Here is a 25,130-nt window from a genome sequence, read left to right on the forward strand (position 1 = left end):
GGTCAACGGTTCGGGAGTTCCCGCAGGACCACGTCCGCCGCCCGCTGCCACGGCACCTTCCCGGCGAGGACCCGGCGAAGCTCCGCGGCCTGACGGAACGCCCCCTCGAGGTCGCGCAGCTTCCCGTTGACGGCCCGTGCCCACTTCTCGGTGTCCTCGTGGTCGTCTCCCGAGAGCTCGACGACGAACCGGCTCGCCGGCTCGTGCCCGAGCTCTTCCCGCAGCAGGTCGGCCAGTCCGCTGTCCGATCCCACCAGCACCGGGATGCCGGCCAGGATCGCCTCCAGACCGACCAGACCGAACCCCTCCCTGCGGGACGGCATGATCACGAGGCCGGCGCTGCGCAAGTCGTCCTCGATACGGTCCTGCTCCGCCGTGTAGGGCCGGACGACCACGTCCAGCCTGCCGGTGCCCGCCCAAGCCTTGATCTGCTTCCACGAGGCCTCCACCTCGCTCTCGGGCGCCCCGCGCACGACCAGGCGGACACCGAAGCGCAGACCTTCGGCATGGAACCACTGCGCGACCTTGCCGCAGGCCCCGGCGGCGATGTCGAGGCCCTTGAGCTCCGCGTCCTCGATACGGCCGAGCAGGAAGACCCGGAGCGGCCGCCCCTTCGGTGGGACACGATCGGCCGCGCCCGGCACCTCGGTGTCGAACCCCGGGTCGAGCCTTTCGGGCCAGAGCCCCTCGGGGCTCCGCACCTCGTCGAGGAACTGGTCGTACAGCCGGGGCCCGACAGCGATGACACGGTGGGCGGTTCCGCCCAGGGCGCGCTCGATGCGGGTGCGTTCCTCGGCCAGCAGACCGGCGTCGTTGCCCCGGTCCGGCTTGTGCCACTCGATCTCGTCCGGGGCCATGTGCACGAAGTGCAGGCGGCGGGCGCCGGGGAAGAGGTCGTCGCGCAGCTGCTGTGCCGGAGGGCCGGTGATGCGGCCGTGGCCGAGGACCAGGTCGGGCTCGACGCCCGCGGGGAGGTCGCGTGGGCGGGCGGCCAGGCGCATGTCCGCCGAGGCCCCCGGGATCCTGCGGGCGGGCAGCAGGGTGACGCCGGCCGCGTCGGCGGCCGACATCTCCTCGGCGGTGGCCTCCAGCACCACGCAGAACACCTGGGCCCCGGCGGCCGCCAGGGCACGGCACAGCTCGCGATTGAAGGTGCTGAGACCTCCGTGCGAGGAGGACCACTCGGTGGCGACGGAGAGCACGACGGGGGGACGGTCCGCGGACTCGGGGGCCGGGGTGTCGGTGGCCGTACGCAGGGCAGGCGGCTCGGCGCCCATGGCCACCGGGACCTCGGCGGTCACCCCGAGCGCGGCCCGGGCCCGCCGCGCCGCGTCGATGAGATCCACGTCGGTCTCCTCGCGCAACAGGGAGGAGTCCTCGGGATCGGGCAGCAGGAGGTAGCCGATCGAGTAGTTGGTCATCGCGACTCTGTCCAGCTCGGCCGCCGTCTCCTTGAGCCGCCCCGCTGCCAGGTCCGCCTCTCCGGCCAGCAGGTGTGCCATGGCCGTGTTGTAGAGACTCAGTGCGCGATTCCAGGGGTTGTCGGCCAGGGCGACGGCCTGACGCGACCATTCGAGCGCGTCCTCGCGGAGGCCGGCTTTCAGATGGAGGTAGCCCAGGCAGTTGGCCTGTTCCCAGCCGGGGTCCAGCGCGAAGGACGACTGGAAGCGTGCCCGCGCGCGGACGAGGTCGCCGGTGGCGTAGGCGCCGTACGCCGCCACCCGGTGGTTGTAGCCCAGTTCGTACCGCAGCCTGCCGGTCGCCTTCTGGAACCATTCCTCGGCCGGCCAGGTCCGCAGGGGCTGGCGGACGCGCTCCGCCGTGAGTCGGCCGCCGAACCCGGCGATGCGTTCGGCCGCCGCTGTGAAGTCGGCCCGCTGACCGAGCTCGATGTCGTCGGTGTCTGCCGCGTAGAGCCAGCGCTGGACGACATGCTCCCCGTAGGAGCAGGTGACGGTGGTGAGGTCGAGTGCCTTGGGCTCGCCCGCCTGGAGGATCGCGAAGTGCACGAAGTCGATCGGCGGGGTGGCGTCCGGGCCGGCGGCGGGGAGGCGGCCCAGCGCGTCGAAGCTGCGCTCGAGGGCGGTCGCGCCCATCCGCGCGCAGCAGGTCGGCATGATGCGAAGGGGCTCCTCGGCGAACTCGTGCAGCAGGCACAACAGACGGTTCGTCAGCATTCCCCGCACGTCGGCCCGGCTGGTGAGCTGGGCGTGCGGTAAGGGCCCGAGAACGCCGGCCGACCACACACGGGTGTACACCTCGTCGAAGAGCTCGGTCTCGATGGCGAGCCGCACGGTGTCCCCGTCCTGGAGGATGCCCCGATCCACCAGCGCCGCGCGGTACTGCTCGTACTCCTCGTGGGTGATCTCCGGTGTCTCCGCCAGGCAGTGGCAGAACCAGGCCTCGTCCGCCGTCGCGTGGTCCAGGGCGGAGGTCAGCACGTTGAAGGCGATCAGCTCGGCTCGCCCCATGGCGCGCACGGCGCGGATCAGCGGGCGTTCGAGGACGCTGCTGTGCGACTCCGACTCCATGCGGGAGCGGATGTCGGCGAGCACTTCCGGAGTGAGTTCCAGATCGGCCGTGAGACCCCGCCTGAGACGTTCGAACATCTCATGGCAGTACAACTGGATGGCGTACGGATTGCCGTCGGTGAGCTGCCTCAGCGGTGACACGAGGTCTTTCACGGAGATGCCGAAGACACCGGCTTTCATCAGGGGGCGCTCGATGCAGGCGAGGATGTCGTCCTCTTCCACGAACCGTCTGACCTCGATCCGCCGGAACTGTCTCAGGATCGGCGAGTGCACCTCCGCGATCCTGTCCGTCAGCCCCGACGTGCCCGCGAGGACCAGCACCAGACCGTCGACGCGGGAGGTGAGGAAGCGCAGGGCGGAGAGCGCGCGGGCGTCGTCCGCGATCACCTGGGCCTCGTCCACCATCAGTGCGATCGGGTGCCCGAGCAGGGCTACGAATGCGGCGAGGTCGGCACGGAGCGCAGCCTCCGGCACCCGACCGCCCGGACCGGCGAGGGCCACCGCTTCGGGGAACTGGAGCGGTGCCACCGAGGAGGCGTCACCGGCCCCGGCCATCACCCGCCGCACGGCGGCCAGTTCGAACGGCAGCGGGGGCCCCTCCGAGCCCGAGGTGATCACCGCGACGAGTTCGTCGTACAGCTTGCGGAAGAAGACGAGCGGGTCTCCGTCGCCCGCGATCAGCTCGACGCGGACCGTGGTCAGATCGTGCGCGCGGGCCATCCGTTCGGCGGCGTTGAGAAGGCTGGTCTTGCCGGCCGCCCGGGGGCCGTCCAGCACGACGCAGACCGAGGGCCGGTCGACCGCCGCCTGGACGAGTTCGTGGGAGATGGTGGCGAGTTCCTCGTCCCGGCCTGCGAAGACCGCGGCGTCGCGCACCGGATTCCGGTAGTCGTACGGATTGGTCACCTCGGAGATGTCCACGAACCCCCCTCACCTCACGCCGATCGTACGATCACCCGGGGGAGTGGGGCGACCGTCAGGTGTCTTCTCCGCAGAGCCTGCGCAGCACTGTGCCGCAGCGGCGGGCGTAGGCGTGCTGGAGGCCTCGGGTGGCCGGGCCGGCCGCGCGGGAGTACCACTTGGCGGGGCGGCTGAAGGCGTTCACGGACAGCCAGACCGTGCCGTCGCCGGTGCGTTCCACGACGAAGGCCTCCTCGCCGCACTCGGGGTGGCCGCTGAGGGTGCCGTAGGCCCAGCCGGTCCTGCGGTACTCCTCGACGGTCCACACGACCCGGCAGGGGGCCTTGATCATGCCGGCGAGGGTGACCGTGACGTCGACGCCGGTGGCCGCGCGGTCGGCCGAGGCGTCGATGCCGACGCCCATCGCGCGGTGCATCTCCCAGGTCATCACCGCCTCGGCGGCTCTGCGGAAGACGTCCTCGCCCTCGCCTACGCGGGTGCGCACATGGAGGGGGTGGAAGCCGGGCGGGCAGAAGCCGGTCTCCCGGGTCGCGCCGACGGCGTCGTACGTGAAGGACATGGGTCCCAAGAGTAGGGCGGCACCCGGGGACGCGGTCGTCCCGGGTGCCGCCCGCCGGTTCAGGACCGGGTCAGCTCACGTTGACCGCGGCCCAGGCGGCGGCCACCGCCTTGTACTCGGTGCTGGTGGAGCCGTACAGGGCCGACGCGGCGTTCAGCGTGGCCGTGCGGGCGCCCGCGTAGTTCGTCGTCGACGTCATGTACGACGTCAGCGCCTTGTACCAGATCTGGACGGCCTTGGCGCGGCCGATGCCGGTGAGCGTCGAGCCGTTGGAGGTCGGGGAGTTGTAGCTCACCCCGTTGATCGTCCGGGCGCCGCTGCCCTCCGCGAGGAGGAAGAAGAAGTGGTTCGCGGGGCCCGACGAGTAGTGCACGTCGAGGTTCTTCAGGCTCGACGACCAGTTGTCGGCGGAGGCGCCGTCCTTGCTGGGCTTGTCCATGTGGCGCAGCGGCGTGCCGTCGCCGTTGATGTCGATCTTCTCGCCGATGAGGTAGTCGCCGGCGTCCGAGGAGTTCGCCGCGTAGAACTCCACGGCCGTGCCGAGGATGTCCGAGGTGGCCTCGTTCAGGCCGCCGGACTCGCCCGAGTAGTTCAGGCCCGCGGTGTTGGAGGTGACGCCGTGGGTCATCTCGTGGCCGGCCACGTCCAGCGAGGTCAGCGGGTGGGTGTTGCCCGTGCCGTCGCCGTACGTCATGCAGAAGCAGCTGTCCGACCAGAACGCGTTGACGTAGGCGTTCCCGTAGTGGACGCGGGAGTAGGCGGCCTTGCCGTCGTTCTTGATGCCGTTGCGGCCGAAGGTGTTCTTGTAGAAGTCCCAGGTGACCTGGGCGCCGTACGCGGCGTCCACGGCGGCCGTCTGGTCGCTGGTGGAGCTGGAGGCGCTGCCGGTGCCCCAGGCGTCGTCCGCGTCGGTGAACAGGGTGCCCGCGGCCGAGCTGGTGCTGCGCGCCTTGTTGTACGTCTTGTGACCGCCGCGCCCGGTGTCGTACAGCTGGTACGTCGAACCGGACTTGGTGGTGCCGAGGGTGACGCTGCCCGAGTACAGGCTCTTGCCGCTGCCGGTCTCGATGCCCTGGAACTCGTAGAGCTTCGCGCCGGTCGCGGCGTCGGTGACGACGTGCAGCTCGTTCGGGGTGCCGTCCTCCTGCAGGCCGCCGACGACGGTCTCGTAGGCGAGGGTCGGCTTGCCGCTCGCGGCCCAGATCACCTTGCGCGGCGCGCGGTCGGCCTCGGTCTTCTCGGCGCCGGCCGCCTCGGCCCGCTTCAGGGCCTGGCCCTCGGCCTTCGCGGCGCTGATCGCCGGCTTCAGCGAGGACACCTCGATGGCGGCCTTCGTCGCCTTGGTGACGCCCTTGCGCGCGCCGGACGCCGACTCGTGGACGACCAGGTCGCCGCCGAGGACGGGGAGTCCGGCGTAGGTGCGCTCGTAGCGGGTGTGCACGGAGCCGTCGGCGTCCTTGACGACGTCTCTGACGACCAGCTTCTCCTGGGCGCCGAGGCCGAGGTCCTCGGCGGTTCCGGCGGCCTCGGCCTGCTGGTCCTGGATCAGGGCGGTGCGCGCGGCGGGCGCCAGGGCGACCGGGACGGCGAGCGGGGCGGCCTCGGCGCCGGGGGCCGCGGACGAGGTCCCGGTGGTCAGGGCGGTGGTGAGGAGTGCCCCGGCCGCGACGGCGGTCGATATGGCCAGGGTGGTGCGCTTGCGACGCGCGTAGAGGGGGGTCACACGGGCTCCTTGGTGGGGGAAGGACGGGGAGTTCTGTGCGGCGGTTGAGGGAAGAGTGGCATCTAGGTCGCGTACATGTCATGAGCCCGAGATGATGTTGACCTGAACTTGACCATTCATCAAAATGTTTCTGATATGTGAACGGGCGCCGCCCCGGCGGGAGTTGAACCCACCGGGACGGCGCCCCGCACTGGGAAGCACCGCGTGCGTGCGGCCTACGGGAAGGTCAGCTTCCAGCTGTTGATGTAGCCGGTGTCGAGTGACGCGTTGTCCTGGACCCGCAGTTTCCAGACACCGTTGGCGGCCTCGGAGGACGCGTTCACGGTGTACGTGGTGTCGATGTTGTCCGCGCTGCCGCCGGTGCCGTAGCCCTTGAGGACGTAGACACTCCCGTCGGGAGCGAGCAGGTCGACCTTCAGGTCACCGATGTAGGTGTGGACGATGTTCACACCGACCTGGAGGTTGGACGGCGCGTTGCCGGTCCGCCCCGACACGGTGATCGACGAGGTGACCGCCGAGCCGCGGTCCGGGATGGAGACGTCGGCCGTGTTCTCGAAGACGGTGCCGCCGCCGCCCCCGCCGTCGGAGCGCGTGCCCACGTTGACACCCGCCCAGGCGTCCTGGACCGCCTTGTACTCGGCGCTGGTGGTGCCGTAGAGCTCACCGGTCGCGGCCAGGGTGCCGGTGCGGGCGGCCGCGTAGTTGGTGTTCGAGGTGAACTTCGTGGTCAGCGCGCGGAACCAGATCTTCTCCGCCTTGGCGCGGCCGATGCCGGTGACCGGAAGGCCGTCCGAGGTGGGCGAGTTGTAGGTGACACCGTTGATGGTCTTGGTGCCGCTGCCCTCGCTCAGCAGGTAGAAGAAGTGGTTCGCCGGCCCGGACGAGTAGTGCACGTCGATCGAGCCGATGCCCGAGTACCAGGCGTCCTTGGACGCGCCGTCCTTGCTCGGCTTGTCCATGTAGCGCAGCGGCGAGCCGTCGCCGTTGATGTCGATCTCCTCGCCGATGAGGTAGTCGCCGACGTCGGAGGAGTTGTTCGCGTAGAACTCGACGGTCGAGCCGAAGATGTCGGACGTCGCCTCGTTCAGACCACCGGACTCGCCGCTGTAGACCAGGCCCGCGGTGTTGGAGGTGACGCCGTGGGTCATCTCGTGGCCGGCCACGTCGATCGACGTCAGCGGGTGGGTGTTCCCCGAGCCGTCGCCGTAGGTCATGCAGAAGCAGCTGTCGGACCAGAACGCGTTCACGTAGTTGTTGCCGTAGTGCACGCGGGAGTAGGCGCCGACGCCGTCGCCCCGGATGCCGCTGCGGCCGTGCACGTTCTTGTAGTAGTCCCACGTCAGCGCGGCGCCGTAGTGCGCGTCGGCGCCCGCGGTCTCCGTGTTGGACGCCGAGCCGTTGCCCCACACGTCGTCGGCGCCGGAGAAGAGCGTCCCGGTGCCCGAGGTGCCGCGGTTGAGGTTGTACGTTTTGTGGCCGCCGCGCGCGCCGTCGGTCAGGTTGTACGTCGACCCCGACTGCGTGGTGCCGAGCGTCACCGTGCCGCTGTACATCGTGTTGCCGGTGCCGGTCTCGATGCCCTGGTGCTCGTAGAGCTTCTCGCCGGTGGCCGCGTCGGTGATGACGTGCAGCTCGTTGGGCGTGCCGTCGTCCTGGAGGCCGCCGACGACGGTCTCGTAGGCGAGGGTGGGCTTGCCCTGCGCGGCCCAGATCACCTTGCGCGGAGCCTTGTTGACGTCCGGGCTCTTGGCGTCCTCGGCCTTCGCCGCGGCCAGCGCCTGCTTCTCCGCCTTCGCGGCGGGGACGGCGGCGGCCGTCGTCGCCGGCTTGATGGCGGCCTTCGTCGCCTTCACGACGTCCTTGGTGGCGCCCGACTTCGCGGTCTCCACGACGAGGTCGCCGCCGAGGACCGGCAGACCGTCGTAGGTGCGCTCGTAGCGGGTGTGGACCGTGCCGTCGCCGTCCTTGACGACGTCACGGACGACCAGCTTCTCCTTGGCGCCGAGGCCCAGGTCCTTCGCGGTGTCCGCCTTGGTGGCGTTGGCCTCGCGTATCAGCTCGGCGCGCTGGGCGGGGGTGAGCTTGACCGACTCGGCGCCCGGGAGCACCTGGCCGGCCGCCTGCGGGGCCCGGGGCGGGGCCGCGGTCGCGGCGCCCGTCTGGACGGCTGCCGCGACGAGCGCGGCGACGCCGACGAGGGCCACGGCGGCGGCCCGGCGGCGGGGGGTGTGGGGGGTGCGTCTGTGGGAGGACCTGTCTCTCAACACTGACTCCTTCTGCGCGGCCGCGGATCACACGGCCAGGGGAGACCGGCCGGCGGGTGGGCCGTCCGGGCAGATCGGGGTGGTACGCAGAACGACGTGCGCGTGCGGAGCTCGGCCGCGGCCACCGCCGTACGGCGGTGCTGTGGGGTTGCTGTGTCGCGGCCGTGGGAAGAGTGGCAGGTGATTGCGGTTTCTGTCAGGGGCGCGTCAGGAACTTGGCCGGAAATCGTTCGTTGTCCGGGAGTTCACGTTCGATAAACGGACCGGACGCCTCGGGCGCTCCGGAGGATTCGGGACGCCCTGACCGCCTCAGACGTCGATGCGCTCCAGATCGCGCAGCCACGCCGCCGCGTTGCCGTCCGAGGGCGCCCGCCAGTCCCCGCGCGGCGAGAGCGAGCCGCCCGCCGAGACCTTCGGGCCGTTCGGCATCGCGGAGCGCTTGAACTGTGCGAATGCGAAGAAGCGACGGCAGAAGACCTCCAGCCAGCGCCTGATCTCCGCCAGGTCGTACGCCACCCGCTTGGCCTCGGGGAAGCCGGGCGGCCAGGCGCCCGCCTCCGCGTCGTGCCAGGCGTGCCAGGCCAGGAAGGCGATCTTCGACGGCCGGAAGCCGTACCGCAGCACATGGAACAGCGTGAAGTCGTGCAGCGCGTACGGCCCGATCTTCGACTCCGTCGACTGCATCTCCTCGCCCGGCACCAGCTCCGGGCTGATCTCCGTGTCCAGGATCGCGGTCAGCGTACGGCCGGTCTCCTCGTCGAACTGCCCGGAGGCGACGACCCAGCGGATCAGATGCTGCATCAGCGTCTTCGGCACCCCGCCGTTGACGTTGTAGTGGCTCATCTGGTCGCCGACGCCGTACGTCGACCAGCCCAGCGCCAGCTCCGACAGGTCGCCCGTGCCCAGCACGATCCCGCCGCGCTGGTTCGCCAGCCGGAACAGGTAGTCGGTGCGCAGGCCGGCCTGCACGTTCTCGAAGGTGACGTCGTACACCGGCTCACCGGACGCGAACGGGTGCCCCATCTCCTCGAGCATCAGCCGCGCGGTCGGCGTGATGTCCAGCTCGGCCGCCGTGACACCCAGCGAGTTCATCAGCTTGTGCGCGTTGTCCTTGGTGTGGTCGCTGGTCGCGAAGCCCGGCAGCGTGAACGCCAGGATGTCGCTGCGCGGCCGGCCCGCCCGGTCCATCGCGCGGGCCGCGACGATCAGCGCGTGCGTGGAGTCCAGACCGCCGGACACCCCGATGACGACCTTCGGGTTCCCGATCGCGGCCAGTCGCTGCTGGAGCCCCGCGACCTGGATGTTGTACGCCTCGTAGCAGTCCAGGGCGAGCCGGCCGGCGTCCGCCGGCACGAACGGGAAGCGCTCCACCCGGCGCCTGAGTCCCAGGTCGCCGGCGGGCGGGTCGAGCAGGAACGCGATCCGCCGGAAGTCACCGGTGCGCCCGGCGTGGGTGCGCCGGTTGTCGTCGAACGTGCCCATCCGCAGCCGCTCCTGGCGCAGCAGGTCCAGGTCGACGTCGGCCACCGCGAACTGGTCGTCGGCGGAGAAACGGTCCGTCTCCGCGAGGAGCACACCGTTCTCGTAGATCATCGTCTGCCCGTCCCAGGACAGGTCCGTGGTCGACTCGCCCAGACCGGCCGCCGAGTAGACGTAGGCCGCGAGGCAGCGCGAGGACGCCGAACGGCACAGCAGCCGGCGGTCCTCCGCCCGGCCCACCGTGATCGGGCTGCCCGACAGGTTCGCCAGCACCGTCGCACCCGCGAGCGCGGCCTCCGCGCTCGGCGGCACCGGCACCCACATGTCCTCGCAGATCTCCGCGTGCAGCACGAGGCCCGGCACGTCCCGCGCCTCGAAGAGCAGGTCCGTCCCGAACGGGACCTCCTCGCCGCCGATCCGGATGGTGCCGCCGCGCTCGTCGTCACCGGCCGCGATCTGCCGCTTCTCGTAGAACTCGCGGTAGTTCGGCGGGTACGACTTCGGCGCCACGCCGAGGATCCGGCCCCGGTGCACGACGACCGCGCAGTTGTAGACCCGGTTCCGGTGGCGCAGCGGGGCGCCCACCACCAGCACCGTCAACAGGTCGGCCGACCCCGCGACCACCGTGTCCAGCGCCCGTTCCACGTCGTCCAGCACCACGTCCTGGAGCAGCAGGTCCTCGATGGAGTAGCCGGTCAGCCCCAGCTCGGGGAAGACGGCGACCGCCACGCCCTCCTCGGCGCACCGCCGGGCCTGCCGCAGGGCGGCCTCCGCGTTGGCCCGCGGGTCGGCGATGACGGTGTGGCCCGTGCACGCGGCCACCCGCGCGAAGCCGTGCTGGTAGATCGACCAGAAGTTCAATGGACCGTGGCTTTCTGCTGGACGTTCTTCGGCGTGTCAGCCTCTAGTACCCCATTGAGCATAGATCTTCCGATCATGCGCCCTCGGATGCAGGGCCCGGGGTCCGAGGCGCCGTGAAGGGAGCCGCGGGCCGCTCGCCGTGCCAGGACCGCCACAGCGCCGCGTACGCCCCGCCCGCCGCGACCAGTTCCTCGTGCGTGCCCAGCTCGGTGAGCAGACCGCCCTCCATCACGGCCACCCGGTCGGCGTCGTGCGCGGTGTGCAGCCGGTGGGCGACGGCGACGACCGTACGGCCGCGCAGCACCGCCGCGAGGGCCCGCTCGGTGTGCCGGGCGGTCGTCGGGTCGAGCAGGGCCGTGGCCTCGTCGAGGATCAGGGTGTGCGGGTCGGCGAGCACCACGCGGGCGAGGGCGAGCTGCTGGGCCTGGGAGCCGTCCGTGGGGGTGCCTCCGTCGCCGAGCCGGGTGTCCAGTCCCGCGGGCAGCTCCCGCACCCAGGTGTCGGCGCCGACCGCGGTGAGCGCGGCCCACAGCGCCTCGTCGGACGCGGACGGCTCGGCGATCCGGAGGTTGTCGCGGACCGTGCCCAGGAAGACGTGGTGCTCCTGGGTCACCAGGACGACCTGACGGCGCAGCCGTTCCGGGTCGAGCCCGGCCACGGGCACCCCGCCGACCGTCACCGCGCCGGCGGTGGGCGCGTCCACACCCGCCAGCAGCCGGCTCAGCGTCGACTTCCCGGCGCCCGACGGGCCGACGATCGCGAGGCGTTCGCCGGGGCGCACCGCCAGATCGACGCCGCCGAGGACCTCGCCGCCCCGGTCGTAGGCGTACCGCACACCGGTCACGTCGATCCGGTCGCCGTCCGGGGACGGACCGGCCCCGTCCGCCGCCTGCGGGGCACGGGCCAGCCCTTCCACCCGGGCGAACGAGGCGCCGCTGCTCTGCAGTTGCTCCACCCGCATCAGGATCTCGTCCAGCGGGCCGGCCATCTGCTGGAGGTACAGCGCCGCCGCGACCACCGTGCCCAGGCTGACCGCGCCGCGCGCGTGCAGGGCCCCGCCGGTCAGCAGGACCGTCACCACCGGCACCAGATAGGCGATCTCGACCGAGGGGAAGAACACCGAGCGCAGGAAGAGGGTGTGCAGCCGGGCCCGGCGCGAGACGTCCAGCGCGTCCCGGCTCGCCGACACCCGCCGGCGCTCCAGCCGCAGCGCCTCGACCGTGCGGGCGCCGGACGCGGTGGCCGCGAGGACCTCCGCCACGTCGGAGTTGGCCGCGCCCTCGGCGAGATAGCCCGTGCGGGCCCGGCGCAGATACCAGCGCAGCACCGGCCACAGCACGCCCAGCCCCAGCAGTCCGCAGGCGCCCAGCAGCGGGTCCAGCACGAACACCGCGACCAGCAGGAACAGCACCTGCACGCCGTTGATGAGCAGCTCGGGGCCCGCGTCGCGCAGGGTGGTGCCGACGGCGGTGACGTCGGCGGTGCCCCGGGCCGTCAGATCGCCGGTGCCGGCCCGCTCCACGACCGACGCGGGCAGCGCGAGCGTACGGCGCACGTACTCCTCGCGGACCCGGGCGAGGGTGCGTTCGCCGAAGCGGTGGCCTACGTAGCGGGCCCAGCGGGCCAGCAGCAGCTGGGTCACCGCCGCCACCAGGATGGCCGGCGCCAGCCGGTCCACCGCCGACACCCCGGACCCGGCCCGGACCTCGTCGACGATCCGGCCCAGCAGCCAGGGCGCGGCCAGACCGGCGAGCGCGGCGAGCGCGTTCAGGGCGAGCACGGCGGCGAAGGCGCGGGCGTCGGCACGGACCAGCCGGACGGTGGCCCGGCGGACGTCCCGGGGCCCGGCCACGGGAAGCGCCCCGCGCGCGGACTCCCGGGAGCCTTGTGCGTCCGTCACCGTACGGCCTCCTCGGCGTCCTCTGCGTCCTCGTCCCGCGCCACCAGCGACCGGTAGCCGGGCTCCTCCTCCAGCAGCGCGCGGTGCGTCCCGGTGGCCGCCACCTTGCCGTCGACCAGGTAGTGCACGACGTCCGCGCGGTCCAGGACGAGCGGGGACGTCGTCGTGACCACGGTGGTGCGCCCGGCGCGCTCTTCGCGCAGCCGCTCGGCTACCCGCGCCTCCGTATGGGCGTCCAGCGCCGACGTCGGCTCGACGGCCAGCAGCACCTCCGGATCGGCCAGCAGCGCGCGCACCAGACGGACCCGCTGGCGCTGCCCGCCGGACAGATTGCGGCCCTGCGCGTCCACCGGGGAGTCCAGCCCGTCCGGCAGCCCGCGGACGATGTCCTCGGCCACCGCCGTGCGCACGGCCCGGGCGATCGCCTCGTCGTCCCGGTCGGCGGACCCGGACACCAGCTCGCGCAGCGGACCGGCGAACAGGTCGGCCTCGTGGTCGGCGACCAGGATGCGCTCCCGCACCCGCGCCGCCGGGATCTCGGCCAGCGGTACACCGCCCCAGGTCGCCGCCGACGGCGTGTACCGGGCGATGCGGTCGACGACGGCCACCGCGTCGGCGGGCCGCGCCCCGGCCAGCGCCGTCAACCGGCCCGGCAGGACCCGCACCCCGGACTCCGGGTCCTCCAGCGGGGCGGGCCCGGCGGGCGCCTCCCGGGTGCCGGTGTCCTCCATCGGCTCCAGGCGCAGGAACCGTACGACCCGACGGGCCGCCACCACGCCCCGGCTGACCTGGTAACCGCACTCGATGAAGAACGCCACCGGCATCACCAGCACCGCCACATAGCCGTACACCGCGACCAGCTCGCCCACGGTGATCGCCCCCTGGGCGGCGAGCCGGGCCGCCAGCCAGGTCACCACGGCCAGGAACAGCGTCGGCAGTCCCACGCCGAGCGCCTGCACCCAGCTGGTCACCGCGCCCACCCGGTAGCCCTGCGCCCGCAGCCGCCGCGAGTCGCTCCGGAAGGCGTCCGCGACCAGGCCCTTGCCGCCCAGGCCGTTGAGCACGCGCAGCCCGCCCGCCAGATCGGTGATCCGGGCGGTCAGCACCCCCTGGAGCTCCCGGTACTCCGTCTCCGCGCCCTGCAGCCGGCCGAGCAGCGGTCCGACCAGGACGCCGATCAGCGGCATCCCGAGCAGCACCACGACCGCGATCGGCACCGACACGGACACCAGCAGTCCTGCGACCACCAGATAGGCGACGACCGCGCCCATCCCGGGCCCCACGACGGTCAGGGACGTGCTGATGGTCTGCACGTCGCCCACCCCGATGGTGACGACCTCCCCGGCGCCGATCCGGCGCGGCAGCGCGGCACCGAGCCGCACCGCCTGGTCGATGAGCACCTTCACCGTGCGGAAGTTGGCGTCCATCCGGACCCGGGTCATCGTGCGGTGCCGCATGATGCTCAGCCAGGCGTTGAACGCGCCCACCCCGAACAGCGCCGCCGTCCAGCCCAGCAGCGCGCCCCGGTCGCCGTCCGCGAGCCCGTCGTCCACGGCCCGCGACAGCAGATAGGGCGTGGCGGCCAGCAGCACCATCCACACACTGGAGATCAGCGCCCCGGCGGCGGACCGCGCCGCCTGCCGCCGCACCAGCCACCCCAGGTAGCGCCGGCCGCCCCGGCGGTCGGGCTCGCCCGGATCCCCGTACGCGTCGATCATCGTCCCCCGTGTCCCGTCCGCCGTCCCGATGGCCCGTCCGTCACGCCAGGCTGTCCCGCCACGCCCGGTGCAGATCCGCGAACCGGCCCGTACCGCCGATGAGTTCGGCCGGTGTGCCGTCCTCGACGATTCTGCCGTGCTCCATCACCAGCACCCGGTCGGCGATCTCCACCGTGGACAGCCGGTGCGCGATGACGACGGCCGTACGGCCGCGCAGGACCGTCGACATCGCGCGCTGCACGGCACGCTCCCCGGGGATGTCCAGCGAACTGGTCGCCTCGTCCAGGATCAGCACCGCCGGATCGGCCAGCAACGCGCGCGCGAACGCCACGAGTTGCCGCTGACCCGCCGAGATACGGCCGCCCCGCTTGCGTACGTCGGTGTCGTAGCCCTCGGGCAGCGCGGCGATGAAGTCGTGCGCCCCGATGGCCTTCGCCGCCCGCTCGATCTCCGCACGGGTCGCGTCCGGCCGCCCGATCGCGATGTTCTCGGCGACCGTGCCGGAGAACAGGAACGCCTCCTGCGTCACCATCACGACCCCGCGCCGCAGCTCCGGCCCGGCCAGGTCGCGCAGGTCCACGCCGTCCAGCAGGACCCGTCCGTCGGACGGGTCGTAGAACCGGGCGAGCAGCTTGGCCAGCGTGGACTTGCCGGCGCCCGTGGAACCCACGACGGCGACGGTCTGCCCGGCCGGCAGGGTCAGGTCGAAGCGGGGCAGCACCTCGCCGCCCGTGCGGTAGGCGAACCGGACCTCGTCGAAGACGACCTCGCGGCCGGGCTGCCCGCCCACCTTCGCCGGGAGCTCCTTCGGCGCGGCCGGCTCCGGCACGGACGGCGTCTGGGCCAGCAGACCGGCGATCTTCTCCAGGGAGGCACCCGCCGACTGGTACGAGTTGAGGAACATGCCGAGCCGGTCGATCGGGTCGTACAGCCGCCGCAGATACAGCACGGCCGCCGCCAGCACACCGAGGGCCAGGGTGCCGCCCGCGACCCGGTAGGCGCCCCACAGCACGATCCCCGCGACCGCCGTGTTGGCGACCAGCCGGGATCCGACGACGTACCGGGCCATCTCCAGCAGCGCGTCGCCGTTGGTGCGCTCGTGCCGGTGGTTGAGGACCCGGAAGTCGGCGTCGTTGGCCCGCTCGCGGCGGAACGCGCGCACCGGGCGGATGCCGTTCATCGTCTCCACGAACTTCACGATGACGGCCGCGATCGCCGTGGACCGCTGCGTGTACACGCGCGCGGCCCGGCGCCGGTAGGACCGCACCAGCAGGTACAGCGGCACGAAGGAGGCCACCGCCACCGCGCCGAGCCCGAGGTCCAGCCACAGCAGCATCGCCGAGATGTAGACGAACGACAGGACCACGGTGACGAGTTCCTGCAGGCCCTCGTCGAGCAGTTCGCGCAGCGACTCGACGTCCGTGGTGGAGCGGGAGATCAGCCGGCCCGAGGTGTAGCGCTCGTGGAAGTCGAGGCTCAGCGCCTGCGCGTGGCGGAAGATACGGCCCCGCAGATCGAGCAGCACGTCCTGGTTGACGCGGGCGGACACCCGGAAGAACGCGTACTGCAGACCGCCGGAGGCCACCGAGCACAGCAGATAGCCGGCCGCGACCGCGATCAGCGGCCCCAGGTCGTCGCGCCGGAACGCGGGCACCGCCGAGTCGATGGCGTACGCCACCAGCAGCGGCCCCGCCTGCACAGCCGCCTGCTGGAGCAGCAGCAACAGCGTGGTCAGCGCGACCCGGGCCTTCATGGGGGCCAGCAGCGACCGCAGCAGCGCGGCCGTGGCGCCCGGCGGCGAGGGCAGGGCGTCCTGGTCGAACTGCTCGTCCCGGGTCCCGGGCCGCTCGTCGGGCCGGCCGGTGCCCGGCTTCGCGGTCGTCGCCGTCATCGGGCGGCCTCCTCTGCTCCGGCCATGAGATACGCGTACTCGGCGTTGTCCCGCAGCAGTTCGTGATGGGTGCCGACCGCCGCGATCCGGCCCTCGGACAGCAGGGCCACCCGGTCCGCGAGCAGGACCGTCGACGGGCGGTGCGCGACGATCAGGGCGGTGGTGTCCGCGAGGACGTCCCGCAGGGCCGCCTCGACCAGCGACTCGGTGTGCACGTCCAGGGCGGACAGCGGATCGTCCAGCACGAGGAAGCGGGGGCGGCCCACGACCGCCCGGGCCAGCGCGAGCCGCTGGCGCTGGCCGCCGGACAGGCTCAGCCCCTGCTCGCCGACCTGGGTCGCGGTGCCGTGCGGCAGGTCGTGCGCGAAGCCGGCCTGCGCGACCGCGAGGGCCCGCTCCAGCTCCGGCTCACCGGCGTCCGCCGCGGTCCCCATGAGAACGTTGTCCGCGACGCTCGCGGAGAACAGCGTGGGCTCCTCGAAGGCGACGGCGACCAGCGCGCGCAGCTCCTCGCGGGGCATGGCCGCGATGTCCTTGCCGTCCAGGGTGATCCGCCCGGCCGTCAGCTCGTACAGCCGGGGCACCAGGGCCGTCAGCGTCGTCTTGCCGCTGCCCGTCGCGCCGACCAGCGCCAGGGACTCGCCGGGCCGGATGTGCAGATCGATACGGTCCAGGACGGGCGGGGAGTCCTCGGGGGCGTCCGGGTAGCGGAACCGCACGCCCTCGAAGCGCAGCCCGCGGTCGGCGCGGTCCGCCCCGGCCCCGGCCTCTGCCACCACCGCCCGGCTCTCGGGGGCCTCGTCCATGACCTCGAAGTACCGTTCGGTGGCCGTCGCCGCCTCCTGGCTCATCGCCAGCAGGAAGCCGATCGAGTCCACGGGCCAGCGCAGCGCGAGCGCCGTCGACAGGAACGCCACCAGGGTGCCCGCCGACAGCTCGCCGTCGGCGACCCGTACGGTGCCCAGCACCAGGGCCGCGCCGATCGCCAGCTCGGGGAGCGTGATGATGACGGCCCAGATCGTCGCCAGCAGGCGGGCCTTGTGCAGCTCGGTGCCGCGCAGCGTCCGCGCCATCTCCCGGAACGCCCGGGCCTGGCTGCGGTGCCGCCCGAACCCCTTGATGATCCGGATGCCGAGCACGCTCTCCTCGACGAGTGTCGTCAGATCGCCCACCTGGTCCTGCGCCCGCCGCGCCACCAGCGCGTACCGCTTCTCGAAGACCACGCACATGACCATGACCGGCACCGCCGGCACCAGGATCACCAGCCCGAGCGTCACGTCCTGGACCAGCATGATGACCACGCCGGCCAGAATCGTCACGCTGTTGACCAGCAGGAACGTCAGCGGGAACGCCAGGAACATCCGCACCAGCATCAGATCGGTGGTGCCGCGCGACAGCAACTGCCCCGACGCCCACCGGTCGTGGAACGCCACCGGCAGCCGCTGCAGATGCCGGTACAGCTCCGCGCGCATCGACGCCTCGACGCCGGCCAGGGGCCGCGCCACCAGCCACCGCCGCAGCCCGAACAGCAGCGCCTCCCCTATGCCGAGGAGCAGCAGGAACAGCGCGCCGAGCCACACCCCGGCCGGGTCCCGGTCGGTGATGGGGCCGTCCACCATCCACTTCAGGACCAGCGGGATGACCAGCGCCAGACAGGACGCGACGACGGCCACGGCGGCGGCGGTGAACCACCGCACCCGCACCGGCCGCACATACGGCCACAGCCGCAGCAGCGTACGCACGGCGGATCGCTCGGAACTGCTCCCTGGGGTTTCCTGTGTAGTGGCCATCAGCAGCGAGCCTACGGATCGCCACTGACACTGCCCACCGAGTTTTGGCCGGACCCGCATCCGTCCCCGGTCCTACGACCTGCGCGTTCGACCGGCCGCACACACCGGTGCGGCGAGGTCGTACCCCGCGCATCATCCGATCGGGGGATGCGATTCCGAGCGCGACGGCCGATACCGGGGACCGGCCCGCGCGGCCACGCTGAGGGCATGCCCGTCATCGAAGTCACCGATCTGCGCAAGTCCTACGGCGGCCGGCCCGTCGTCGACGGCGTCTCCTTCACCGTCGAGGAGGGCGAGATCTTCGGCATCCTCGGCCCGAACGGCGCCGGGAAGACCACCACCGTCGAGTGCGTCGAGGGCCTGCGCGTCCCCGACGCCGGCCGGGTGCGGGTCACCGGCCTCGACCCCGTCGCCGACCACGACCGTGTCACCCACGTCCTCGGCGCCCAACTCCAGGAGGGCCGCCTGCAGGAGAAGCTCACCGTGGGCGAGGCCCTGCGCCTGTACGCGGCCCTGCACCCGGCACCCGTCGACTGGCGTCCGCTCGCCGGCCGCCTGGGCCTCGCCGGCCGGCTCGACATCCGGTTCGGCAAGCTCTCCGGCGGGCAGAAGCAGCGCCTGTTCATCGCGCTCGCCCTCGTCGGCGACCCGCGCGTCGTCGTTCTCGACGAACTGACCACGGGCCTCGACCCCCGGGCCCGCCGCGACACCTGGAAGCTCATCGAGGAGATCCGGGACAGCGGGGTGACCGTCCTGCTCGTCACCCACTTCATGGAGGAGGCGCAGCGGCTCTGCGACCGCGTCGCCGTGATCGACCAGGGCCGGATCGCCGCCCTCGGCACCCCCGCCGACCTCATCCGCCGCTCCGCCGGTGCCACGGTCATCGCCTTCACCCCGTCCGCGCCGCTGGACGAACGCGAGCTGAACGCGCTGCCCCGACTGGCCTCCATCAGCCACAAGGACGGCCGGATCACCCTGACCGGCGGCGACGAGACGGTGAACGCCGTCATCAGCCTGCTCGCCCGGCACCGCGTCACCGCCCACCAACTGCGCGTCGGCGACGCCACCCTGGACGACGCCTACCTGGACCTCACGGAGACCCCCTCATGAACACCGCCGTCCTGCGCACCGAGGCCCGGCTGCTCGCCCGCGAACCGGGCAGCCTTTTCTGGATCCTCGCGTTCCCGCCGCTGCTGCTGGTGATCCTGGGCGCCGTCCCCGCGTTCCGCGAACCCCAGGACGGGCTCGGCGGACTGCGCGTCGTCGACACCTATGTCCCGGTCACCGTGCTCGTCGGCATGATCGTCGCCGGGGTGCAGGCCATGCCGGCCGGCCTCACCGGCTACCGGGAGCACGGCATCCTGCGCCGTATGGCCACCACCCCGGTCCGGCCTTCTGCGCTGCTGTCCGCGCAGATGCTGGTGCACGCGCTCGCCGCGGTGCTCTCCGCCCTGGTGACGCTCACCGTCGGACGGCTCGTGTGCGACGTTCACCTGCCCCGGCAGCCGTTCGGCTATCTACTGGCGCTGCTCCTCGCCGTCCTCGCCGCGCTCGCGCTCGGCTCGGTGATCGCGGCGGTCTCCCGCACGGTGAAGATCGCGGGCGCGATCGGCACGGCGGTGTTCTTCCCGACGCTGTTCTGCGCCGGCGTGTGGCTGCCGGTGCCGTCCATGCCGGACCTGCTGGCGGACATCGTCGTCCTCACGCCGTTCGGGGCCGCCGCCCAGTCCCTCGGCGACGCCACGGCCGGCGACTGGCCCGCCTGGTCCCACCTCGGTGTCATGGCCGGCTGGGCGGTGCTGCTGTCGGCGGCGGCCGCGCGCTGGTTCCGCTGGGAGTAGGAGACCCGCCGTGCAGACTGGTGCCATGACCCTGTCGGACCGGGACATCGAGCGGCGCTGGCAGGCGATCCGCGCCAGGGGACCGTACGTCCTCCTCGCCGTCGCCACACTGCTGGCGCTGGCCACCGCCGAACTGACGCCCGCCGCGGGGGAGCGGGTGACGGCCGGCGCCCTGGTCGCCGCCGGCTTCGGGCTCCAGCTGTGGTGGGGCCGCGCGAGCCGCACCAGGACCGGCCCGTCCACGGCGGGGACCGTGTACTACGCGGTGCGCTGGGCCCTCGGCTTCGCGCTGACCTGGCTCAACCCGTTCTTCGCGTTCTACGCGGCCGCCGGCTACTTCGACGCCGAGGAGCTGATGCGGGGGCGGCGGCTGCGCTGGGCCGGGCCGTTCGCCAGCGCGGTCACCGTCTCCGGCTCCCAGGCGGGCGGCCTGCCGTTCCAACGGCCCGTGCAGTGGGTGGTGTTCGCCGGGCTCGTCGTGGTCAACAGCGTCCTCCTCGTCGTCGTCGGGCATCTCACCGCGCAGCAGGAGGAACGCTCCCGCGCCCGTGCGGAGACCATCGCGGAACTGGAGCACACTAATACGGCGTTGCACCAGGCCCTCGCGGAGAACGCCGCCCTGCACAGCCAGTTGCTCGTGCAGGCGCGGGAGGCGGGCGTCGCCGACGAGCGCCGCCGTCTCGCCGCCGAGATCCACGACACCATCGCGCAGGGCCTGACCGGCATCATCGCCCAGCTCCAGGTCGTCGCGAGCGCCCCCGACCTGGCCACCGCCCGCACCCACCTGGACCGCGCCTCCGCGCTGGCCCGGCACAGCCTCGGCGAGGCCCGCCGCTCGGTGCACAACCTCGCGCCCGTCGCCCTGGAGCACGACGGCCTGCCGCAGGCCCTCAAGGGCACGGTCGCCGAGTGGTCCGAACGCACCGGCACCCGCGCCGACTTCACCGTCACCGGCACCACCGAGCACCTCCACGACGAGCTGTCCGCGACCCTGCTGCGGATCGCCCAGGAGGCCCTGTCCAACACCGCCCGGCACGCGGCCGCCACCCGGGTGGGCGTCACCCTCACCTTCCTCGGCGACGAGGTCATCCTCGACATCCGCGACGACGGCCGCGGCTTCGACCCCGAGACCCTGCCGGAGCGCAGCCGCAGCGGCGGGTTCGGTCTCGCCGGGATGCGCGCCCGCGCCGAGCGCATCGCGGGCTGTCTGGCCGTGGAGTCCGAACCGGGGCGCGGCACGGCCCTGTCGGCTCGCGTACCGTTGGTCCGCCATGAGCCGTGAGACCGGGACGTCGTCCCCCATCACCCTGCTGATCGTCGACGACCACCCCGTCGTCCGGGACGGTCTGCGCGGCATGTTCGCGTCCGCGCCCGGCTTCACCGTGCTCGGCGAGGCGGCGAGCGGCGAGGAGGCGGTGGAGCGGGCCGCCGCCCTCGACCCCGACGTGATCCTGATGGACCTGCGCATGCCGGGCGGCGGCGGGGTCGCGGCCATCGCCCACCTCACCCGCACCGGCGCCCGCGCCCGGATCCTCGTCCTGACCACCTACGACACGGACACCGACACCATCCCCGCGATCGAGGCGGGAGCCACCGGCTATCTGCTCAAGGACGCCCCGCGCGACGAGCTGTTCACCGCGGTCCGGGCCGCCGCCGAGGGCCGTACGGTCCTCTCGCCCGCCGTCGCCTCCCGGCTGGTCTCCGCCGTGCGGACCCCGAGAAGGGAGCGCGACGAGCCGCTGTCGGCCCGCGAGCGCGAGGTCCTCGCGCTGGTCGCCCGGGGCACCTCCAACCGGGAGATCGCCCGCGAGCTGTTCATCAGCGAGGCGACCGTGAAGACGCACCTCACCCATCTGTACGCCAAGCTCGGCGTCAACGACCGTGCGGCGGCCGTCGCGACGGCCTACGAGCGCGGCATCCTCGGCTGATCAGCCCGTCACCCGCAGCAGCAGCACGGTCCGCTCCGGCACGGTGATCTCCGTGCCGGCCGGATGCTCCGCGCCCGGCTCCCGTCCCTGCTCCTCCCGGGAGGTGTCGACGACCACCTCGTACCGCCGCGCCCACGGCGTCCCCGGCAGCACGAAGTCCACCGGCCGGTGCCCGGTGTGCAGGACCACGAGGAAGCTGTCGTCGAGGATCTGCGCCCCCCGCTCGTCCCGGCCCGGGATGTCCCGTCCGGACAGATACATGCCCAGCGTCGCGGCCGGCGCGTACCAGTCGGCCTCCGTCATCTCGGTGCCGCGCGCGGTGAACCAGGCCAGGTCGCGCAGCCCGTCCGCCGAGTGCGGCCGGCCCGAGAAGAACGCCCTCCGGCGCAGCACCGGATGCCGGTGGCGCAGCGCGATCAGCCGCGAGGTCAGCTCGAACAGCGCCTTCCAGCCCGGCTCCTCCAGCAGCCCCCAGTCCAGCCAGCTGATCTCGTTGTCCTGGCAGTAGGCGTTGTTGTTGCCGCGCTGGGTGCGCCCCATCTCGTCGCCCGCGACCAGCATCGGCACCCCCGTCGACAGCAGCAGGGTGGACAGCAGGTTCCGCAGCTGGCGGCGGCGCAGGGCCAGGACGTCCTCGTCGTCGGTCCCGCCCTCGGCGCCGCAGTTCCAGGACCGGTTGTCGTTGGAGCCGTCCCGGTTGCCCTCGCCGTTCGCCTCGTTGTGCTTGTGCTCGTAACTCACCATGTCCCGCAGCGTGAAGCCGTCGTGCGCGGTCACGAAGTTCACCGACGCGTACGGCCTGCGCCCGCCCCATGCGTACAGGTCGCTCGACCCCGACAGCCGGTACCCGAGGTCCCGTACGTCCGGCAGGGCGCCGCGCCAGAAGTCCCGCACGGCGTCCCGGTAGCGGTCGTTCCACTCGGTCCACAGGGGAGGGAAGGCACCCACCTGGTAGCCGCCGGAGCCGACGTCCCACGGCTCGGCGATCAGCTTCACCCGCCGCAGCACCGGGTCCTGCGCGATCACGGCGAGGAACGGCGACAGCATGTCGACGTCGTGCATCGAGCGGGCCAGCGCGGCGGCCAGGTCGAACCGGAAGCCGTCCACGCCCATCTCCGTCACCCAGTACCGCAGCGAGTCGGTGATGAGCCGCAGCACCTGCGGCTGGACGACGTGCAGGGTGTTCCCGCAGCCCGTGTAGTCGGCGTAGCGGCGGGCGTCCGCCTGCAGCCGGTAGTAGCCGCGGTTGTCGACGCCCTTCAGCGACAGCGTCGGGCCGAGCTCGCCCGCCTCCGCCGTGTGGTTGTAGACGACGTCGAGGATGACCTCGATCCCGGCCGCGTGCAGGGCGCGCACCATCCGCCGGAACTCCCCGACCTGCTGGCCGGTCGTCCCCGAGGCGGCGTACCCGGCGTGCGGGGCGAAGTAGCCGATGGAGTTGTAGCCCCAGTAGTTGCGCAGGCCCCGCCGCAGCAGATGGTCCTCGTGCGCGAACTGGTGCACCGGCAGCAGCTCCACCGCCGTCACCCCGAGCTTCACCAGGTGCTCGATCGCCGCCGGGTGCGCCAGCCCGGCGTAGGTGCCGCGCAGTTCCTCGGGGATACCGGGGTGCAGCCTGGTGAAGCCGCGCACATGCAGCTCGTAGATGACCGAGTCGGCCCACGGGGTCTTGGGGCGGCGGTCGTCCTGCCACTCGTCGTCGGGCGCGTCGTCGTGCACGACCACGCCCTTGGGGACGTACGGCGCCGAGTCCCGTTCGTCGCGCACGGTGTCCGCGACATGCTGCTGCGGCCAGTCCCGGACGTGCCCGTACACCTCGGGCGGCAGGGTGAAGTCGCCGTCCACCGCACGCGCGTACGGGTCGAGGAGCAGCTTCGCCGGGTTCCAGCGGGCGCCGGTCCACGGGTCCCAGCGGCCGTGCACCCGGTAGCCGTAGCGCTGGCCCGGCATCACGCCCGGGACGAAGCCGTGCCAGATCTCGTGCGTCAGTTCGGTCAGCTTGGCGCGGGTCTCCTTGCCCCGCTCGTCGAACAGGCACAGCTCCACGGCCTCCGCCCCGCCCGCCCACAGCGCGAAGTTGGTGCCCGCCACCCCGTCCGGCCCGACCCGGAAGCGGGCGCCGAGCGGCACCGGCGCCCCCGGCCGCACGGGGACCCCCGGGGCCCTGCCGCGCGCCCCGTTCAGAACGGCCGGGCGCCCCTCCTCAGCGGCGACCGCCCCGGCCACCGCCTCCTGCTCGGCTGCGCTCGACACCTGACGGCCTCCCACGGCTCAGGGACCACACGCGTAGGGAAAGGGGCCGCGGCCGTCCCGTGCCGCGGCTCCCCGTCGCGTCGTCTCCCCACTGTTCTGCCCAGCGCGTAGCTCGCACTCACGTTTCCCCAGGGCCGCCCCCGTCGTTGGGGTCTTCGTGAGGCACGTACAAGGGCGCGCGCGGCGCGCGGTGGCCGTGGTGGCCGCCGTACTGACATGGGCGGGGCTGCTGGCCGGTGTGCCCGGCTGCACCGAGGACGGCGACCGGGCCGGGCTCGGCCGGATGCTCGACAAGGCACCGGCACCCGAGGACGTCATCCGGGTGACGCCCGAGGACAAGGCCGAGGGCGCGTCCCCCGACGACCGGTTGCTGGTCCGGGTGCGCAGCGGGCGCCTGGAGTCGGTGCGGGTGGTGCGGTCGCAGGACGCCGAGGAGACCCCGGTGCCCGGCCGGATCTCCAAGGACGGCCTGCGCTGGGAGCCGGACGAACCCAGGCTCGCCCTGGCCGCCCGGTACACGGTCGACGCGGTGGCCCTCGACGGCCACGGGCGCCGCAGCGCACGGCACACGACGTTCACCACGTACGTCCCCGACAAGCGGTTCATCGGCTACGTCACCCCCGAGGACCGCTCGACCGTCGGCACCGGGATGATCGTGTCCCTGAAGTTCAACCGCGCGATCGCCCGCCGGGCCGCCGTGGAGCGCGCGGTCCGGGTCACCGCCGAACCGGCCGTGGAGATCCGCCCGCACTGGTTCGGCGCGACCCGCCTGGACTTCCGCCCCGAGCACTACTGGAAGCCCGGCACGCAGGTCACCGTCGCCCTGGACCTGCGGGACGTCGAGGGGGCGCCCGGCGTGTACGGCCTGCAGCGCAAGACGTTCTCCTTCACCGTCGGCCGGCACCAGGTCTCCGTCGTCGACGCGGCCCGGCACACCATGGAGGTGCGGCGCGACGGCGCCCTGCTGACGACCGTGCCCATCACCGCGGGCGCGCCGAAGACCACCACCTACAACGGCAAGATGGTCGTCACCGAGATGCTCGAGCTGACCCGGATGAACGGCGCCACCGTCGGTTTCAAGAAGGCCGACGGCAAGGGCGAGTACGACATCCCCGACGTCCCGCACGCCATGCGCCTGACCGACTCGGGCACGTTCCTGCACGGCAACTACTGGGCGGACCCCTCCGTCTTCGGGAGCGCCAACGTCAGCCATGGATGCGTGGGCCTGCGGGACGTCAAGGGCGGCGGCTCCGACACCCCCGCGGGCTGGTTCTTCGACCGCAGCCTCGTCGGGGACGTCGTCGAGGTCGTGCACAGCAATGACAAGCGGGTGGCCCCGGACAACGGCCTCGGCGGCTGGAACATGGGCTGGACGGACTGGAAGGCGGGGACCGCCGTCAAGTAGCCGCACGACGCCGCCGGGTGGGGGCGGCGGGGGGCCGTGCCGCCCGTCCGGTGATGTTGGAACGAA

15 protein-coding genes are annotated in these 25,130 nt (G+C 72.6%); 5 read left to right on the forward strand and 10 right to left on the reverse strand.

Annotation, left to right across the window (positions count from 1 at the left end):
• Window positions 1-2: 2 nt before the first annotated feature.
• The 9 genes from KBY32_RS35785 to KBY32_RS05270 all read right to left on the reverse strand — a co-directional run bounded on the left by KBY32_RS35785 (window position 3) and on the right by KBY32_RS05270 (window position 17,637).
• A complete protein-coding gene (locus KBY32_RS35785) occupies window positions 3-3,452 on the reverse strand; it encodes a glycosyltransferase (protein WP_210979038.1) in 3,450 nt (1,149 codons plus the stop codon).
• Window positions 3,453-3,507: 55 nt separating this feature from the next.
• On the reverse strand, window positions 3,508-4,011 hold the full coding sequence (locus KBY32_RS05235; protein WP_210979039.1) for a DUF1990 family protein: 504 nt from the start codon (window positions 4,009-4,011) through the stop codon (window positions 3,508-3,510).
• A 70-nt stretch (window positions 4,012-4,081) separates the two neighbouring features.
• Window positions 4,082-5,734 carry a M4 family metallopeptidase gene (locus KBY32_RS05240; protein WP_210979040.1) on the reverse strand — a complete coding sequence of 551 codons (1,653 nt, stop codon included), beginning with the start codon at window positions 5,732-5,734 and terminating at the stop codon, window positions 4,082-4,084.
• Window positions 5,735-5,949: 215 nt separating this feature from the next.
• Window positions 5,950-7,998, reverse strand: coding sequence for a M4 family metallopeptidase (locus KBY32_RS05245; RefSeq protein ID WP_210979041.1), 2,049 nt, complete (start codon window positions 7,996-7,998; stop codon window positions 5,950-5,952).
• Between the two features lie 309 nt (window positions 7,999-8,307).
• A complete protein-coding gene (locus KBY32_RS05250) occupies window positions 8,308-10,338 on the reverse strand; it encodes an NAD(+) synthase (RefSeq protein ID WP_210979042.1) in 2,031 nt (676 codons plus the stop codon).
• A 73-nt stretch (window positions 10,339-10,411) separates the two neighbouring features.
• The gene (locus tag KBY32_RS05255) at window positions 10,412-12,238 is read right to left on the reverse strand and encodes an ABC transporter ATP-binding protein (protein WP_210979043.1); all 1,827 of its coding nucleotides are present in this window, start codon (window positions 12,236-12,238) and stop codon (window positions 10,412-10,414) included.
• A complete protein-coding gene (locus KBY32_RS05260; RefSeq protein ID WP_210979044.1) occupies window positions 12,235-13,956 on the reverse strand; it encodes an ABC transporter ATP-binding protein in 1,722 nt (573 codons plus the stop codon). The genes KBY32_RS05255 and KBY32_RS05260 overlap by 4 nt, the downstream gene beginning before the upstream one ends.
• 40 nt (window positions 13,957-13,996) lie before the next feature.
• Window positions 13,997-15,847, reverse strand: coding sequence for an ABC transporter ATP-binding protein (locus KBY32_RS05265; protein ID WP_055624369.1), 1,851 nt, complete (start codon window positions 15,845-15,847; stop codon window positions 13,997-13,999).
• A complete protein-coding gene (locus tag KBY32_RS05270; protein WP_210979045.1) occupies window positions 15,844-17,637 on the reverse strand; it encodes an ABC transporter ATP-binding protein in 1,794 nt (597 codons plus the stop codon). Before KBY32_RS05270 ends, KBY32_RS05265 begins: the two co-directional genes overlap by 4 nt.
• A gap of 207 nt (window positions 17,638-17,844) precedes the next feature.
• Here KBY32_RS05270 and KBY32_RS05275 point away from each other — a divergent pair, with 207 nt between their 5' ends.
• From KBY32_RS05275 to KBY32_RS05290, 4 genes are read left to right on the forward strand one after another with little or no spacing between them, the layout of a single operon-like run.
• A complete protein-coding gene (locus KBY32_RS05275) occupies window positions 17,845-18,747 on the forward strand; it encodes an ABC transporter ATP-binding protein (RefSeq protein WP_210979046.1) in 903 nt (300 codons plus the stop codon).
• Window positions 18,744-19,478 (forward strand): ABC transporter permease, encoded by a 735-nt coding sequence (locus tag KBY32_RS05280; protein ID WP_210979047.1) that lies wholly within the window; start codon window positions 18,744-18,746, stop codon window positions 19,476-19,478. Before KBY32_RS05275 ends, KBY32_RS05280 begins: the two co-directional genes overlap by 4 nt.
• A 25-nt stretch (window positions 19,479-19,503) precedes the next feature.
• Window positions 19,504-20,760 carry a sensor histidine kinase gene (locus KBY32_RS05285; RefSeq protein ID WP_210979048.1) on the forward strand — a complete coding sequence of 419 codons (1,257 nt, stop codon included), beginning with the start codon at window positions 19,504-19,506 and terminating at the stop codon, window positions 20,758-20,760.
• Window positions 20,750-21,406 (forward strand): response regulator transcription factor, encoded by a 657-nt coding sequence (locus KBY32_RS05290; RefSeq protein ID WP_115507868.1) that lies wholly within the window; start codon window positions 20,750-20,752, stop codon window positions 21,404-21,406. Before KBY32_RS05285 ends, KBY32_RS05290 begins: the two co-directional genes overlap by 11 nt.
• Here the strand turns inward: KBY32_RS05290 and glgX are convergent, their stop codons facing one another.
• On the reverse strand, window positions 21,407-23,659 hold the full coding sequence (gene glgX, locus KBY32_RS05295) for a glycogen debranching protein GlgX (RefSeq protein ID WP_210979049.1): 2,253 nt from the start codon (window positions 23,657-23,659) through the stop codon (window positions 21,407-21,409). It lies immediately after the preceding gene.
• A gap of 157 nt (window positions 23,660-23,816) precedes the next feature.
• Between glgX and KBY32_RS05300 the strand changes: the two genes are divergently transcribed.
• On the forward strand, window positions 23,817-25,064 hold the full coding sequence (locus tag KBY32_RS05300; protein ID WP_210979050.1) for an Ig-like domain-containing protein: 1,248 nt from the start codon (window positions 23,817-23,819) through the stop codon (window positions 25,062-25,064).
• Window positions 25,065-25,130: the final 66 nt, after the last annotated feature.

The sequence above is a fragment of the Streptomyces sp. RK62 genome (genome assembly GCF_018070255.1).
In the GTDB taxonomy this organism is placed as follows: Bacteria; Actinomycetota; Actinomycetes; order Streptomycetales; family Streptomycetaceae; genus Streptomyces; species Streptomyces nigra.

Bases quoted from the DNA above. Each gene is read 5' to 3' on its own strand.
- KBY32_RS05260 (WP_210979044.1), bottom strand. From the start codon at position 13,956: ATGATCGACGCGTACGGGGATCCGGGCGAGCCCGACCGCCGGGGCGGC.
- KBY32_RS05235 (WP_210979039.1), bottom strand. From the start codon at position 4,011: ATGTCCTTCACGTACGACGCCGTCGGCGCGACCCGGGAGACCGGCTTC.
- KBY32_RS05265 (WP_055624369.1), bottom strand. From the start codon at position 15,847: ATGACGGCGACGACCGCGAAGCCGGGCACCGGCCGGCCCGACGAGCGG.
- KBY32_RS05270 (WP_210979045.1), bottom strand. From the start codon at position 17,637: ATGGCCACTACACAGGAAACCCCAGGGAGCAGTTCCGAGCGATCCGCC.
- KBY32_RS05275 (WP_210979046.1), top strand. From the start codon at position 17,845: ATGCCCGTCATCGAAGTCACCGATCTGCGCAAGTCCTACGGCGGCCGG.
- KBY32_RS05290 (WP_115507868.1), top strand. From the start codon at position 20,750: ATGAGCCGTGAGACCGGGACGTCGTCCCCCATCACCCTGCTGATCGTC.
- KBY32_RS05285 (WP_210979048.1), top strand. From the start codon at position 19,504: ATGACCCTGTCGGACCGGGACATCGAGCGGCGCTGGCAGGCGATCCGC.
- KBY32_RS05280 (WP_210979047.1), top strand. From the start codon at position 18,744: ATGAACACCGCCGTCCTGCGCACCGAGGCCCGGCTGCTCGCCCGCGAA.